Origin of the sequence: Azospirillum agricola (genome assembly GCF_020005195.1) — a bacterium.
Classification (GTDB): Bacteria; Pseudomonadota; Alphaproteobacteria; order Azospirillales; family Azospirillaceae; genus Azospirillum; species Azospirillum agricola.
The window spans coordinates 626144-640708 of record NZ_JAIFZR010000005.1; the positions used below are offsets into that span (position 1 = coordinate 626144).

Consider the following 14565-nt stretch of genomic DNA (forward strand, 5'->3'; position numbering starts at 1 on the left):
TCGGAACATGGATAAAGCCACACGCCCTCCAGCCCCTCACCCTTCCCATGCTGCGCATGGGCCCCTTCCCTCTCCCGCCCCGGGAGAGGGACCCACGCTGCGCTCCGGCCCGCTCTACGCCGGGCTGACCGTCGGCCTGCTCGGCGGGTCGTTCAACCCGGCGCACGCCGGGCACCGGCACATCTCGCTCTACGCCCTCAAGGCGCTCGGGCTCGACCGGGTGTGGTGGCTGGTCAGCCCCCAGAACCCGCTGAAATCCACGTCCGGCATGGCCTCCCTGCCCGAGCGGCTGGCCGAGGCGCGCCGCGTCGCCGCCCATCCGCGCATCGAGGTCACCGGGATCGAGACGGATCTCGGCACCCGCTACACCGTCGACACGCTGGCGGCGCTGACCCGGCGCTTCCCGAAAACCCGCTTCGTCTGGCTGATGGGGGCGGACAATTTGCGGCAGATCCCCCGCTGGAGGCACTGGACGCGAATCTTCGAGTCGGTGCCGGTTGCGGTTTTCGCCCGCCCGACCTATTCTTTGAATGCGCTGAGCGGCCAGGCCGCCCAGCGTTACATCCGTCGGCGGGTGTCCATGCATGGGGCCAAGGGGCTGGCGCGCCACGAGCGGCCGGCCTGGATGTTCTTCCGGAACCCCCTGCACACGGCCTCGGCGACGGCGATCCGGCAGGCACGCGCCACCGGACCGTGACACCGTTGCAAGAGGTTGAAACCATCACCACGCACACCGAAACGGCCGCGACCGCTCCGCGGCCCGCCGCCGTTCTCCAGATCCTCGAACCGCAGGACCTGAAGGCGCTCATCGAGACGTCCCTGGACGACGACCAGGCGGACAACGTCACCGTCATCGACCTTGCCGGCAAGACCACCTTCGCGGACTACATGATCGTCGCGTCCGGCCGCAACACGCGGCACATCGGCGCCATGGCCATGAAGCTGTCGGAGAAGCTGAAGCAGGCCGGCCTCGGCCGGGTCGAGATGGAGGGGCTCGAACAGGCCGACTGGGTCCTGGTCGACGCCGGCGACGTCATCGTCCACCTGTTCAAGCCCGAGGTCCGGACCTTCTACAACATCGAGAAGATGTGGGGTCTGGAGCTGCCGGCGGATCAGGCGGCGTCCGACGCGGCCCGGCTGACGGCCTGACGCGAAACCGGGCGGAGGGCCGCGTTCCATGCGTGTGTGGCTCGCCGCCGTCGGGCGGTCGCGGGGTGGACCGACGCGCGACCTGTTCGACGAGTATGTCGGGCGGCTGACATGGCCGTTCACCCTGAAGGAGGTCGAGGTGAAGAAACGCCTCTCCTCCGACGAATTGAAGCGGCAGGAGGCCGAGCTTCTGCTCGCCGCCATCCCCGCCGGGGCCGTCGTCGTCGCGCTCGACGAGCGCGGCAAGGCGCTGCCCAGCGAAGCCTTCGCCGCCAAGGTCGGCGACTGGCGCGACCGTGGCGCCGGCGACATCGCCTTTCTGATCGGCGGGGCCGACGGGCATGGCGACGCGGTGCGGGCGCGCGCCGATTTCCTGATGGCCTTCGGCCCGATGACCTGGCCACACATGCTGGTGCGCGGAATGCTCGCCGAACAGCTCTATCGGGCGCAGCAAATCCTGGCCGGACACCCATATCACAGAGCCTGACCCCGAAAACGGCGCCGCCAACGACGCGCCGGACCCGAACCACCGTCCGTGAGAGGTAGACCCGCGATGACCGAGACCAGCCGCCCCTCGACCCCGCCCAAGCCCGTCGTCCTCTGCATCCTGGACGGCTGGGGCTACCGCGAGGAACGGGACGACAACGCCATCGCGCAGGGCCAGACGCCCAACTGGGACCGGCTGTGGACCGGCGAGCCGACCGCCTTCCTCGACGCCAGCGAGGAGGAGGTCGGGCTGCCCCGGGGGCAGATGGGCAATTCCGAGGTCGGCCACATGAACATCGGCGCCGGCCGCGTCGTCATGCAGGATCTGGTCATGATCGACCACGCCATCCTGAACGGCGACCTGGAGCGCAACCAGGCGCTCTACGATCTGGTCAAGACCTTGCAGAAGACCGGCGGGCGCTGCCACCTGATGGGGCTGCTGTCGCCGGGCGGCGTGCACTCGCACCAGGAGCACATGGCGGCGCTGGCCGCGATCCTGGCGCGCGAGGGCGTGCCGGTCGCCATCCACGCCTTCACCGACGGGCGCGACGTGCCGCCGCAGAGCGCCAAGGACCAAGTCGCCGAATTCCTCGCCGACGTGTTCGAGCTGCCCGGCGTCGAGGTGGCCACCGTGATCGGCCGCTACTACGCGATGGACCGCGACAAGCGCTGGGACCGCGTCGGCAAGGCCTACGCGGCGATGACCCACGGGCAGGGCGAGCGCGCCGACGACGCCATCCAGGCGATCGAACAGAGCTACGCCGCCGAAAAATACGACGAGTTCATCCTGCCGACGGTGGTCGGCGGCTATGACGGCATGAAGGACGGCGACGCCATCCTGATGGCGAATTTCCGCGCCGACCGCGCCCGCGAGATCCTCGCCGCCTACGTCGAGCCGGGCTTCGACGGCTTCGAGCGCGGCGCGCTGCCGACGTTGTCGGCGGTGGTCGGCATGGTCGAGTATTCGTCGTCGCTCGCCAAGCTGATGACCACCATCTTCCCGCCGAAGTCCCTGACCAAGGTGCTGGGCGAGGTGGTCAGCGAGGCCGGCATGACCCAATTGCGCATCGCCGAGACCGAGAAGTACCCGCACGTCACCTTCTTCTTCAACGGCGGCGAGGAGCGGGTCTATCCCGGCGAGGACCGCATCCTCGTCCAGTCGCCGAAAGTCGCGACCTACGACCTCCAGCCGGAGATGTCGGCGGCCGAGGTCACCGACAAGCTGGTCGCGGCGGTCGATTCGGGCAAGTACGACCTGATCGTGGTAAACTACGCCAACCCCGACATGGTCGGCCATTCCGGCATTCTGGCGGCGGCGATCAAGGCGGTCGAGGCGGTCGACGCCAGCCTCGGCCGGCTGGAGGCGGCGGTGCGCCGCGCCGGCGGCACCATGCTGGTGACGGCCGACCACGGCAACTGCGAGCTGATGAAGGACCCGGAGAACGGCGGCCCGCACACCGCCCACACGCTGGACAAGGTGCCGCTGGTGCTGGTCAACGGCCCGGCCGGCGCCCGCATCGGCGGCGGCCGTCTGGCCGACATCGCGCCCACCCTGCTCGACCTGCTGGGCCTGCCCCAGCCGGCGGAGATGACCGGCCGCAACCTGCTGACCCGCGACGCCGCCCGCGCGGCGGCGGCGGAGTAGGGGATGCCGGCGGGTCCCCGGTTCCTGTTCCCTCTCCCGCCCCGGGAGAGGGAGGGGACCCGCCGCGAAGCGGTGGGGAGGGTGGGGGGCGGTCGGGCGCACGGCTCGATCCATGCCCCGACAGCCCCTCACCCTTCCCATGCTGCGCATGGGCCCCTTCCCTCTCCCGGGGCGGGAGAGGGAGCCGTGGCCGGAGCACTCATGGCGCTGGCCCTCCTCCTCGCCCATCCCGCCCTCGCCCAGAGCGAATCGCCGAACCAGGCCCTCAGGCGCGTCGAGCAGGAACTCCAGGCCGACAAGCAGCGCCAGCAGCAGCTCGACCGCAAATCACAGGCCCAGCAGAAGGAGCTGGACGAACTGCGCGGCCAGCTGATCGGCCTCGCCGACCAGTCGCGCGCCCAGGAGCGCGATCTCGACGCGCTCGAAGAGTCCCTCACCGCCCTGGAGGCCGAGGAGCACGACCGCGCCGGCCGGCTCGACACCGAGCGCCAGCAGATCGCCTCGCTGCTCGGCGCCCTGCAACGGCTGGCCCGCGTGCCGCCGGAGGCGGTGCTCGCCCGGCCGGACGGGCCGGTGGACACGCTGCGCTCCGCCCTGCTGCTGCGCGACACCGTGCCGGCCCTGCGCGCCCGCGCCGACGCGTTGGCCACCGCGCTGACCGCCCTGTCCGACACCCGTGAAAAGCTCGTCGCCCAGCGCGCCAAGGCGCTCGCCGCCCGCGTGTCGCTGGCGGCGAAACAGGGCGAGATGGCCCGACTCGTCGCCCGCCGCGAGGAGCTGTCGCGCCAGACCGAGGAGGAGCGCGTCCAGGTCGCCCAGCGCATGGGGGCGCTCGCCGGTCAGGCCACCGACTTGCGTCAACTGATGGAGCGGCTGGAGGCCGAGCGCCGCGCCGCCGCCGAGGCCGCCGCCAAGCGCGAGGCGGAACGCCGCGAGGCCGAGCGCCGGGAAGCCGAACGCCGCCTCGCCGAACAGCGCGAGGCCGAGCGCAAGCTCGCCGCCCGCAAGGAGGCGGAGCGCAAGGAGGCCGAGCGCAAGCTGGCCGAGATCCGCGCCGCCGAGCAGAAGGCCGCCGCCCTGCAAGCGGCAGAGGAGCAGCGCGCCAGGGAGGCGGCGGCCAAGGAGGCCGCCCGCGAGGCCGCCGAGAAGGCGCTGGCCGCCCGCCGCTCGGCACCCGCTCCGGATGCCGCCGGCCGCGCCGACGGCCTGCCCGCCGTCGCCGGCCTGACGCTGCCGGCCGGCGGACGGCTGACCACGCGCTACGGCGAGACCGACCGTTTCGGCGCCACCAGCCGCGGCCTGACGGTGCAGACCCGCGCCGGAGCGACCGTCGTCGCGCCACAAAGCGGATCGATCATGTTCGCCGGCCCGTTCAAAGGCTATGGCCTTATCTTGATCGTGGAACACGGCAATGGATATCATAGTTTGATTGCGGGTTTGGGCCGGATCGACACGGCCGTCGGCAAGCGGGTGGCGTCCGGGGAACCGGTCGCCGTCATGCCGGCGGACGGCAGTCCGGATCTCTATTTCGAGCTGCGACGAAACGGTCAGCCGATCAATCCGCAGCGCGGGTTCGGCGCCCCGGAGGGGAAAGGACAAGGGTAGATGAGAATGATCAAGCGTGCCGCCACGGCGGCAGCCCTGGTGTTTCTGGGTGCCGGCGTCGCCACCGTCACCGCGCAGTCCAGCAACTCGTCGGAGACCTACCGGCAGCTGAACCTGTTCGGCGACGTCTTCGAGCGCGTCCGCGCCGAGTATGTCGAGCAGGTCACCGACGAGCAGCTGATCGAATCGGCGATCAACGGCATGCTGACCTCGCTGGACCCGCATTCCAGCTACCTGAACAAGAAGAGCTTCCAGGACATGCAGGTGCAGACCCGCGGCGAGTTCGGCGGGCTCGGCATCGAGGTCACGATGGAGAACGGCCTCGTCAAGGTCGTCTCGCCGATCGACGACACGCCGGCCTTCCGCGCCGGGCTGCAACCGGGCGACTTCATCGTCCAGCTCAACGGCGAGGCGGTCATGGGCCTCAGCCTGAACGACGCCGTCGAGAAGATGCGCGGGCCCGTCGGCAGCGAGCTGAAGGTGACGATCCGCCGCGGCGACGCCGGCGAACCGTTCGAGGTCTCGCTGACCCGCGCCGTCATCAAGGTGCAGTCGGTCCGCTACCGCACCGAGGGCGACATCGGCTACATCCGCATCACCAGCTTCAACGAGCAGACCCAGAGCGGGCTGGAGAAGGCGATCGCCTCGCTCCAGCAGCAGGTCGGCGACAAGCTGAAGGGCTACGTGCTCGACCTGCGCAACAACCCGGGCGGCCTGCTCGACCAGGCGGTGTCGGTGTCGGACACCTTCCTCGACAAGGGCGAGATCGTCTCGACGCGCGGCCGCAAGTCGGAGGAGGGCACCCGCTTCAACGCCAAGCCGGGCGACCTCGCCAAGGGGCTGCCGGTGGTGATCCTGATCAACGGCGGTTCGGCCTCGGCGTCGGAGATCGTCGCGGGCGCGCTCCAGGACCACAAGCGCGCCATCGTCATGGGCACCCAGTCCTTCGGCAAGGGGTCGGTGCAGACCATCATCCCGCTGCCCGGCCACGGCGCCATGCGGCTGACCACGGCGCGCTACTACACGCCGTCGGGCCGCTCGATCCAGCAGCTCGGCATCACCCCGGACATCGAGGTGCACGTCGCCAAGCTGGAGGATCTGGAGGCCAACGCCGCCGCGCGGCGCCGCGAATCCGACCTGAAGGGCGCCTTGCGCAACACCGACCCGGCCAACCAGAACCGCGCCCCCAGCCCGGCGACCACCAAGCCGCCGGCCGGCGCGCCCGGCGCCAGCAACACGACGACGCCTCCGGCTACGCCGGGTGCGGCTCCCGCCACCCCACCGGCGGCGGCGCCGGCCGATCCCGACGCCCCGGTTCCCGCGGCGGCGAACGGCCAGCCGCCCTTCGACTTCCAGCTCGCCCGCGCGCTGGATCTGCTGCGCGGCGTCGCGTTGTTCCAGTCGCGCGCCGCGGCGCGCTGACCGGATCGGGAGTATCCTGCCGTGAAGGCCCCTGCGCTGCTCGGTCGTCTGAAGTTCGACTTGCGGGGCCGTCCCGGCTGGCTCGCCCGGCTCAAGCGGCGGCGCAACCCGCACGCCGACCTGGGCGACGATACCCCCTCGCGCAAGCCCCTGGGGAAGCCGCTGTCCAGGGCCCTGCTCGGGGCCGTGGCGGCGGTCGCCGCCGGACTCGGCGCGGTCGCCGGCTGGCTGGCGCTGAACGGCGCCGAAACCACCGCCGCGTGGGAGGCCGCCATCCCCAAGGCGACGGTGGCGGTGGTGGCTCCCAAGCCCCCGGCCGCTCCCCAGGCTCCCGCCATCCAGGCTCCCGCCATCCAGACTCCCGCGCCACCGGCGGCCCCGGCTCCCCCCACCGCCAGTCCGCCGCCCACCGCCCCCCCCTCCACCGCCCCGGCGCCGCTCGCCCTGCCCGGCGCGGCCGCCCCCGCCGCCACTCTGGTGCCGGCCCCGGTGCCTGGCCTGGTCGAGGACAGCCGCAACGGCCCGCTGCCGAGGATCGCCGAGGACGGGCGCAAGCCCTGGCAGGTCTACGCCCGCCCCTTCCCGGCCGGCGACAAGCGCCCGCGCATCGCCATCGTCATGGCCGACATGGGCATCAGCGGCGTCACCACCGGCAACGCCCTGGCGAAGCTGCCGCCCGGCGTGACGCTGGCCTTCGTGCCCTACGCCGAGCGGCTCGACAACTGGGTGGAGCGGGCGCGGACCAAGGGGCACGAGGTGATGCTCGCGGTCCCGATGGAGCCGCAGAACTACCCGCGCGACGACCCCGGCCCCAACGCGCTGCTCAGCATGCTGGCCCCGGAACGCAACATCGAGCGGCTGGAATGGTCGCTCGGCAAGGCGGTCGGCTATGTCGGCATCACCAGCACGACGGGCAGCAAGTTCACGGCCAACCAGGGCGCCGTGCAGCCGGTGATCGACGCGCTGAAGGCGCGCGGCCTGCTGTTCCTCGACGCCCGCGCCAACCCGCGCAGCATCGCCGGCCCCCTCGCCACCCTGTCCGGGGTTCCGCGCGCGCTGGCCGACCGCACCATCGACCGCGACCTGTCGCGCGGCGCCATCGACGACCAGCTCCGCGAGCTGGAGGGGATCGCCAAGGCCAACGGGGCGGCGGTCGGCATGGCCTCCCCCTACCCGACGACCATCGAGCGGATCGCGCTGTGGATGACGGCGCTGGCCGACCGCGGCTTCGTCCTGGCGCCGGTCTCGGCGGTGGTCGACATCCAGAAGCAATAAGAAGACGATAGCCCCATGAAGACCCCCACCGGCAAGACACCGATCGACCGCGCCTCCCTGCCCTACCGCCCCTGCGTCGGAATCATGCTGCTGAACGGCCGCGGCGAGGTGTTCGTCGCCCGCCGCACCGGGTCTTCGGCCGACTGGCAGATGCCGCAGGGCGGCATCGACAAGGGCGAGGACGCCCGCGCCGCCGCCTTCCGCGAGATGGAGGAGGAGATCGGCACCGCCAAGGCCGAGTTCATCGCCATGACCGTGGCGCCGCACCGCTACGACCTGCCCGACGATCTGCTGGGCAAGGTGTGGAAGGGCCGCTGGCGCGGGCAGGAGCAGATGTGGATGCTCGCCCGCTTCACCGGTGTTGACTCCGACATCCGGCTCGACACCGCCCACCCGGAGTTCGACGCCTGGAGATGGATCGACGCCGAGGAACTGCCCGGCCTGATTGTCGCCTTCAAGCGGCCGGTCTACGAATCCGTGCTGGCCGAATTCCGTCCCCTGATCGGCGCTCGAACACGCAGCCCCTGACCGGCCGCCGAGCGGGCCGCCCCCTTGTCGCAAAAATGATTGCGGTCAACCCGGAGTTCCAGGACCCTTCTCCGTGTGGCAGGTTCCGGACTTAACGAATCCTTGAGGCTGCTCTGGCACCGTCCGGTCTGGTGCGGAGCGGGACCGGGTGTCCGGACGAGCGGAGAAGTGGTGTGACCCTGATCAAGTGGAGCGAGGAGGGCGGACGGATTCGCCTGGGCCTGCCCAGCGACCTCGACCTGCCGATGGCGCAGCCGCTGCTGGACAGCCTGCGCGCCGGCTTCGCGGCGTCGGCCGACGTCACCGTCCAGGCCGACGCGGTGGAGCGGGTCAGCGCCGCCTGCATCCAGGCCCTGGTCGTCGCCTCGCGCGACGCGGCGGAGCGCGGCACCGCCTTCGCGGTCGCCGCCCCGTCGGAGGTCCTGACCGACGCCTGCGAGGATCTGGGTCTTGCGGCGTGGCTGAAGCAATGGAGCGCAGCGTGAAGAAGAAGGTTTTGACCGTCGATGACTCCCGCACCATGCGCGACATGGTGACCTTCACGCTGAAGGGCGCCGGTTACGACGTGGTGGAGGCGGCGGATGGCCAGCAGGCCATGACCGCGATGGCGGCCGGCAAGGTCGATCTGGTCATCACCGACCTGAACATGCCGGTGATGGACGGGCTGACCCTGATCCGCAAGCTGCGCGCCATCCCGGCCCACCGCACGCTGCCGATCCTGATGCTGACCACCGAGGCCGACGAGAAGAAGAAGGCGGAGGGCCGCGCCGCCGGGGCGACCGGCTGGATCGTCAAGCCCTTCAACCCCGACAAGCTGGTGTCGGTGGTGCAGAAGGTGTGCGGCTGACACGACGGCGCCGACAGCGCCGGGCCGAAACGGCCACCGGGGTATAGAGGGAAACGTCCATGGACGATCTGAGCCGCTTCAAGCAGACCTATTTCGACGAGAGCGCCGAACTTCTGGCCGTCGCCGAGGCCGGGCTGCTGCGCCTCGCCCCCGGCGACGTCGACATGGACGAGGTCAACGCGATCTTCCGCGCCGTCCATTCGATCAAGGGCGGCGGCGGCGCCTTCGGCTTCAACGAGCTGGTCGCCTTCGCCCACGAGTTCGAGACGGTGATGGACGGGGTGCGCAACGCCACCATCCCGATCACCACCGCGCTGGTCGACACGCTGATCCGCGCCAACGACGTGCTGGCCCAGATGCTGGCCTACGCCGGCGAGGGAACCGACGCCCCGCCCGGCACCACCGACAGCACCGTCGCGGCGCTGCGCCGCCATCTGGACACCGCCGCGCACGCGCCGGAGGAGGCCGTCCACACACCGGCCCCCGCCCCCGCGTCCGCCATCCCCCCCGCCTTCCCGGACGACGAGGACGACGAGGCCGGCATCTTCGGCGACGCGCTGGCCGCCATCGCCGCCGCCCGCGACGAGGGGACGCCGGCCGCCGCGCCGGTCCCACCGGGCAAGATCCGCTGGACCGTCGTCTTCCGCCCGAAGGCCGAGCTGCTGCTGTCGGGCAACGAGCCGACCTTCATGCTGCGCGCCCTGCGCCGGCTGGGCGAGGCGGAGATCGCCTGCCATCTCGACCGGCTGCCGAGCCTGCGCGACCTCGACGCCGAGCTGCTGCACCTGCACTGGACGGTGACGCTGATTGCCGACCCGGAGATCGGGCGCGAGCGCATCGACGACGTCTTCGAGTTCGTCGCCGACGACTGCGACATCCGGATCACCGCCGAGGCGCCGCTGCCGGCGGTGATCGAGACCGCCGCCCCGCCCGCGGCCGAAACCGCCCCGGCGCTTCCCGCCGTCACCCAGCCGGCCCCGGCCGCGGCCGCGGCTCCCGCCGAAGCGGTCGCCCAGCCGCCCGCCGCCAAGCCCGCCGAACCGGCCAGGCCGCGCGCCGCCGGCAACGGCAGCGGCGGCGGCGAGCACGCCGGCCTGACCAGCCACACCATCCGCGTCGATCTCGACAAGATCGACCGGCTGGTCAACATGGTCGGCGAGATGGTCATCACCCAGGCGATGGTCGCCGAGCATGTCCGCGACCTGCCGCCCGGCCAGTTCCAGGAGCTGCTGGAGGGGCTGGAGCAGCTCGCCCAGCACACCCGCGAGCTGCGCGAGAACGTCATGTCGATCCGCGCCCAGCCGGTGTCGAGCGTCTTCTCGCGCATGCCGCGCCTCGTCCGCGAGTGCGCCGGCGTGACCGGCAAGGAGGTGGCGCTGGTCACCTCCGGCGAGAACACCGAGGTCGACAAGACGGTCGTCGAGAATCTGGTCGACCCGCTGACCCACATGATCCGCAACTCGATCGACCATGGTCTGGAGAGCCCCGACGAGCGCGAGCGCGTCGGCAAGCCGCGCACCGGCACCGTGCACCTGTCGGCGCAGCACCGCTCCGGCCGCATCGTCATCGAGATCACCGACGACGGGCGCGGCATCAACCGCGCCAAGGTGCTGTCCAAGGCGATCGAGAAGGGTCTGGTCGCCCCCGGCGCCGCCCTGTCGGACGAGGAGATCGACCATCTGATCTTCCTGCCCGGCTTCTCCACCGCCGACCAGGTGTCGAACCTGTCGGGGCGCGGCGTCGGCATGGACGTGGTGCGGCGGAACATCAGCTCGCTCGGCGGACGCATCGGCGTCTATTCGACGCCGGGCGAGGGCTCGCGCTTCACCCTGTCGCTGCCGCTGACGCTGGCGGTGCTCGACGGCATGGTCATCTCGGTCGGCGAGGAGCGCTTCGTCCTGCCGCTGACCAACATCGTCGAGAGCCTGCGGCCCAAGCCGGAGGATCTGCACGGGCTGGTCAACAAGTGCGACGTCATGATGGCGCGCGGCGAGTATGTCCGGCTGGTCCACCTGCACCGGCTGTTCGGCATCCCCAAGGCCATCGACGACGCCACCAAGGGGCTGGTCGTGCTGGTGGAGACGGAGGACGGCTCCCGCCTCGGCCTCGTCGTCGACGAGATCCTCGGCCAGCAGCAGGTCGTCATCAAGAGCCTGGAGTCGAACTTCCGCCGTCTGGAGGGGGTCGCCGCCGCGACCATCCTCGGCGACGGGCGGGTCGCCCTGATCCTCGACGTTGCCGGCCTGCGCGAGATGAGCCGCCACGGCGGCGATAACCCCGGCGGCCCGCGTCCGGCCTCCTTCCCCGCAACCCCGTCCCTTCCGGCATCCGCCGGTCACGACACGCGTCAACGCCAAACGGCCTGAGGTCCAGCGATGAGCAGTTCCATGGCACTCGCCACCGTCGGAGGCACCCGCACCGACGCCCTGTCGCTCAACGGGACGGAGGAGCAGTACGTCACCTTCACCGTCGGCAACGAGGAGTACGGCGTCAACATCCTGGCCGTCCGCGAGATCCGCGGCTGGACGCCGGAAAGCCGCCTGCCCAACCTGCCGGACTATGTGCGCGGCGTCATCAACCTGCGCGGCATCATCATCCCGATCTTCGACCTGCGCGCCCGCTTCGGCGGCGGCGGCACCGAGGTGACCAAGCGCCACGTCGTCGTCGTCATGCAGGTCGGCGAGCGCACGCGCGGCATCCTGGTCGACGCCATCTCCGACATCCTGGCGATCGGCCAGGACGCCATCAAGCCGCCCCCCGACGTCGACAGCGGGCTGATCGACGCCGAGTATCTCAGCGGCCTCTACACCGCCGACAACCGCATGGTGACGCTGCTGAACGTCGACAAGCTGTTCGCCAACGAGCATGGCGACCACGAGCCGGCGAACCGCACGACCGCCGCCATCGACAAGGCGTCCTGACCGCCGGGCCGGCGACGCCCGCCCGGACGGACGCAGAAGACACGGACGTGGAAGACACGGACGCGGAAGACGTTTAGGGGAGGCATCGCCTTGGCCACGAACAGCTCCACGAGCACTTCGACGGGTTCCTTACTGCGCAACCTCGGCATCGCCAAGCGGCTGTGGCTGGTCTTCGGCCTGCTGCTGGTGCTGATCGCCGCCCAGCTCGGCATCGCCATGCTGGGGCTGAACGGCCTGACCCGCCGCATCGACACCGTGCTGTCGGCCGGCGAGCTGGCGGTGTTCGCCAAGGATCTGGAGGCCCGGCTGGCCAACCAGCGCATCCAGGGCCGCGACTATCTGGCGACCGGCGACAGCGCCTCGCTGAACCGCCAGCGGACGCTGCGCGCCGCCTTCGACAAGGCGATGGCCGACCAGCAGGCGCAGCTCGCCGCCTCGCGCCACGCCGCCGCCTTCGCCGACCTCGCCCGGCTGCACGCCGCCTACCACAACGGCTTCGAAGGGGTGCGCGAGCAGCGCGAGCGCTTCGACGCCATTCTGCACGGCCGCATGGATCCGCTGGGCGCCCGCGTCACCGCGATGCTGAGCGAGGCCGTCGCCACCGCCAGCGCCAGCGGCGACAAGGACGCCGCGATCAAGGCCGGCGCGATCGAGACGCACTGGATCACCACCCGCTTCGCCACCAACCGCACGCTGGGGCTGAAGGACGCGGCCGGCGCGGCGGTGGTCGAGAGCCAGGGCGCGGGGATGGCCGCGCAGCTCGCCGAACTCCAGGCCGCCTTCCGCGGCAACGCCGCCCTGTCCGCCGCGCTGGGCGAGATCGGCGCGCGCGCCGCCGACTACCGCGCCGCCTTCCGCGAGGCGCTGGGCGCCACCGAGGCCATGGCGCAGCGCCAGGACGAGGTCGCCAAGGTGGCCGCCGCCATCAACACCGCCATCGAGTCCATCGTCGCCGCGATCCGCGACGACCAGAGCGCCGTCGAGACGGCGGCCGGGCAGGACGCCGGCTTCGCCATCCGCCTGTCGCTCGGGCTCGGGCTGCTGTCGCTGCTGATCGGGGTGGTCGCCGCCAACCGCATCGCCGCCTCGATCATCGGCCCGGTGTCCGGCATCCGCGCCGTGATGGCCGAGCTGACCGCCGGCAAGCTGGCCGTCACCGTCCCCCACACCGACGCCCGCGACGAGCTGGGCGACATGGCCCGCGCCGTCGACGCCTTCAAGGACGAGGCGGTCGAGGCCGTGCGCTCGCGCATCGCGCTCGACAGCGTGTCGGCCAACATCATGATGTCCGACACCGACGGCCGCATCCTCTACGCCAACGGCTCGATCCAGGCGATGTTCGCCAACGCCGAGGCCGACCTGCGCAAGGACCTGCCCGGCTTTGACAGCACGGCGCTGGTCGGCCGCAATTTCGACGCCTTCCACCGCGACCCCGCCCACCAGCGCCGCCTGCTGGCCGGCCTGACGCAGACCCACCGCAGCATCGCCAAGACCGGCGGCCGCACCTTCGAGATCGTCGCCAACCCGGTGGTCAGCCGCCAGGGCGAACGGCTCGGCACCGTCATCGAATGGCGCGACCTGACCGATGAGCTGGCGATCGAGGGCGAGATCGGCGCCATGGTCGAGCAGGCGGTGCGCGGCGACTTCAGCCGGCGCCTCGACCTCGCCGGCAAGACCGGCTTCTTCCGGCTGGTCAGCGAGGGCATCAACCGTCTGTCCGCCAACATTTCCGAGGTGACGGAGGAGCTGGCCTCCACCCTGGCGTCGCTGTCGCGCGGCGACCTGACCCGCCGCATCGACAAGCAGTACGAGGGCGTCTTCCAGCGCCTGAAGGACGACTTCAACAACACGGTGGTCCAGCTTTCCGGGATCGTGACGCGGATCGACGACGCCGCCGCCTCCATCGCCACCGCCAGCCGCGAGGTCGCCACCGGCAGCCTCGACCTGTCGGAACGCACCGAGCAGCAGGCCTCCTCGCTGGAGGAGACCGCCGCCAGCATGGAGCAGCTCTCCGCCACCGTCCGCTCCAACGCCGACAACGCCCAGCGGGTCAACAGCTTCGCCACCGAGGCGCGCGCCGCGGCCTCGCGCGGCGGCACGGTCGCCGACAGCGCGGTGGAGGCGATGCGGCGGATCGAACAATCCTCGCAGAAGATCGCCGACATCATCGGGGTGATCGACGAGATCGCCTTCCAGACCAACCTCTTGGCGCTGAACGCGGCGGTCGAGGCGGCGCGGGCCGGCGACGCCGGGCGCGGTTTCGCCGTGGTCGCCCAGGAGGTCCGCCAGCTCGCCCAGCGCTCCGCCCAGGCGTCCAAGGAGATCAAGGCGCTCATCCTCGACAGCGGCACCCAGGTGAAGGACGGCGTCGATCTGGTGCGCTCGGCCGGCAAGGCGCTGACCGAGATCGTCACCGGCATCAGCAGCGTCGCCGATCTGGTCGGCGAGATCGCGCGGGCGACCCGCGAGCAGGCGTCCGGCCTGGACGAGGTCAACATCGCCGTCGCCCAGATGGACGAGATGACCCAGAAGAACGCCGCCCTGGTCGAGGAAAGCACCGCCGCCGCCCGCTCGCTGGAGGAGCAGGCCGGCCAGCTCCGCGAACAGATGACCTATTTCACCCTCGACCACGCCACCACCCCGGCCGCCGCCGGCCGCCGCGTCCGGGCGTGAGGAACCGCGACACC

At 71.3% G+C, this 14565-nt stretch carries 13 protein-coding genes; all 13 read left to right on the forward strand.

Annotation, left to right across the window (positions count from 1 at the left end; all coding sequences use genetic code 11):
• The first annotated feature begins 7 nt into the window (after positions 1 to 7).
• The 13 genes from JN22_RS17870 to JN22_RS35240 all read left to right on the forward strand — a co-directional run bounded on the left by JN22_RS17870 (position 8) and on the right by JN22_RS35240 (position 14551).
• Positions 8 to 697, forward strand: a complete 690-nt coding sequence (locus JN22_RS17870) for a nicotinate-nucleotide adenylyltransferase (RefSeq protein ID WP_085555243.1) — start codon at positions 8 to 10, stop codon at positions 695 to 697.
• On the forward strand, positions 694 to 1149 hold the full coding sequence (gene rsfS, locus JN22_RS17875) for a ribosome silencing factor (protein WP_085555244.1): 456 nt from the start codon (positions 694 to 696) through the stop codon (positions 1147 to 1149). Before JN22_RS17870 ends, rsfS begins: the two co-directional genes overlap by 4 nt.
• A 28-nt stretch (positions 1150 to 1177) precedes the next feature.
• Entirely contained in the window at positions 1178 to 1636 is a 459-nt protein-coding gene (rlmH, locus tag JN22_RS17880) for a 23S rRNA (pseudouridine(1915)-N(3))-methyltransferase RlmH (RefSeq protein ID WP_085555245.1), read from the forward strand.
• A 66-nt stretch (positions 1637 to 1702) separates the two neighbouring features.
• A complete protein-coding gene (gene gpmI / locus JN22_RS17885) occupies positions 1703 to 3280 on the forward strand; it encodes a 2,3-bisphosphoglycerate-independent phosphoglycerate mutase (RefSeq protein WP_085555246.1) in 1578 nt (525 codons plus the stop codon).
• Positions 3281 to 3466: 186 nt separating this feature from the next.
• Positions 3467 to 4885, forward strand: a complete 1419-nt coding sequence (locus tag JN22_RS17890; protein WP_223677775.1) for a murein hydrolase activator EnvC family protein — start codon at positions 3467 to 3469, stop codon at positions 4883 to 4885.
• Positions 4886 to 6307: a S41 family peptidase gene (locus JN22_RS17895; RefSeq protein WP_085555248.1), complete on the forward strand. Its 1422-nt coding sequence runs from the start codon at positions 4886 to 4888 to the stop codon at positions 6305 to 6307.
• Positions 6308 to 6328: 21 nt separating this feature from the next.
• Entirely contained in the window at positions 6329 to 7582 is a 1254-nt protein-coding gene (locus tag JN22_RS17900; RefSeq protein WP_085555249.1) for a divergent polysaccharide deacetylase family protein, read from the forward strand.
• 15 nt (positions 7583 to 7597) lie between these two features.
• On the forward strand, positions 7598 to 8110 hold the full coding sequence (locus tag JN22_RS17905) for an RNA pyrophosphohydrolase (protein WP_085555250.1): 513 nt from the start codon (positions 7598 to 7600) through the stop codon (positions 8108 to 8110).
• A 173-nt stretch (positions 8111 to 8283) separates the two neighbouring features.
• Positions 8284 to 8595, forward strand: a complete 312-nt coding sequence (locus JN22_RS17910; protein ID WP_085555251.1) for an STAS domain-containing protein — start codon at positions 8284 to 8286, stop codon at positions 8593 to 8595.
• On the forward strand, positions 8580 to 8957 hold the full coding sequence (locus tag JN22_RS17915) for a response regulator (RefSeq protein WP_085555252.1): 378 nt from the start codon (positions 8580 to 8582) through the stop codon (positions 8955 to 8957). The genes JN22_RS17910 and JN22_RS17915 overlap by 16 nt, the downstream gene beginning before the upstream one ends.
• Before the next feature lie 59 nt (positions 8958 to 9016).
• On the forward strand, positions 9017 to 11323 hold the full coding sequence (locus JN22_RS34945; protein WP_085555253.1) for a chemotaxis protein CheA: 2307 nt from the start codon (positions 9017 to 9019) through the stop codon (positions 11321 to 11323).
• Between the two features lie 9 nt (positions 11324 to 11332).
• Entirely contained in the window at positions 11333 to 11878 is a 546-nt protein-coding gene (locus JN22_RS17930) for a chemotaxis protein CheW (RefSeq protein ID WP_085555254.1), read from the forward strand.
• A gap of 90 nt (positions 11879 to 11968) precedes the next feature.
• Positions 11969 to 14551: a methyl-accepting chemotaxis protein gene (locus tag JN22_RS35240; RefSeq protein WP_085555255.1), complete on the forward strand. Its 2583-nt coding sequence runs from the start codon at positions 11969 to 11971 to the stop codon at positions 14549 to 14551.
• The last annotated feature ends 14 nt before the right edge of the window (positions 14552 to 14565 follow it).

Bases quoted from the DNA above. Each gene is read 5' to 3' on its own strand.
- JN22_RS17870 (WP_085555243.1), top strand. From the start codon at position 8: ATGGATAAAGCCACACGCCCTCCAGCCCCTCACCCTTCCCATGCTGCG.
- rlmH (WP_085555245.1), top strand. From the start codon at position 1,178: ATGCGTGTGTGGCTCGCCGCCGTCGGGCGGTCGCGGGGTGGACCGACG.
- gpmI (WP_085555246.1), top strand. From the start codon at position 1,703: ATGACCGAGACCAGCCGCCCCTCGACCCCGCCCAAGCCCGTCGTCCTC.
- JN22_RS17895 (WP_085555248.1), top strand. From the start codon at position 4,886: ATGAGAATGATCAAGCGTGCCGCCACGGCGGCAGCCCTGGTGTTTCTG.
- JN22_RS17905 (WP_085555250.1), top strand. From the start codon at position 7,598: ATGAAGACCCCCACCGGCAAGACACCGATCGACCGCGCCTCCCTGCCC.
- JN22_RS17915 (WP_085555252.1), top strand. From the start codon at position 8,580: ATGGAGCGCAGCGTGAAGAAGAAGGTTTTGACCGTCGATGACTCCCGC.
- JN22_RS34945 (WP_085555253.1), top strand. From the start codon at position 9,017: ATGGACGATCTGAGCCGCTTCAAGCAGACCTATTTCGACGAGAGCGCC.
- JN22_RS17930 (WP_085555254.1), top strand. From the start codon at position 11,333: ATGAGCAGTTCCATGGCACTCGCCACCGTCGGAGGCACCCGCACCGAC.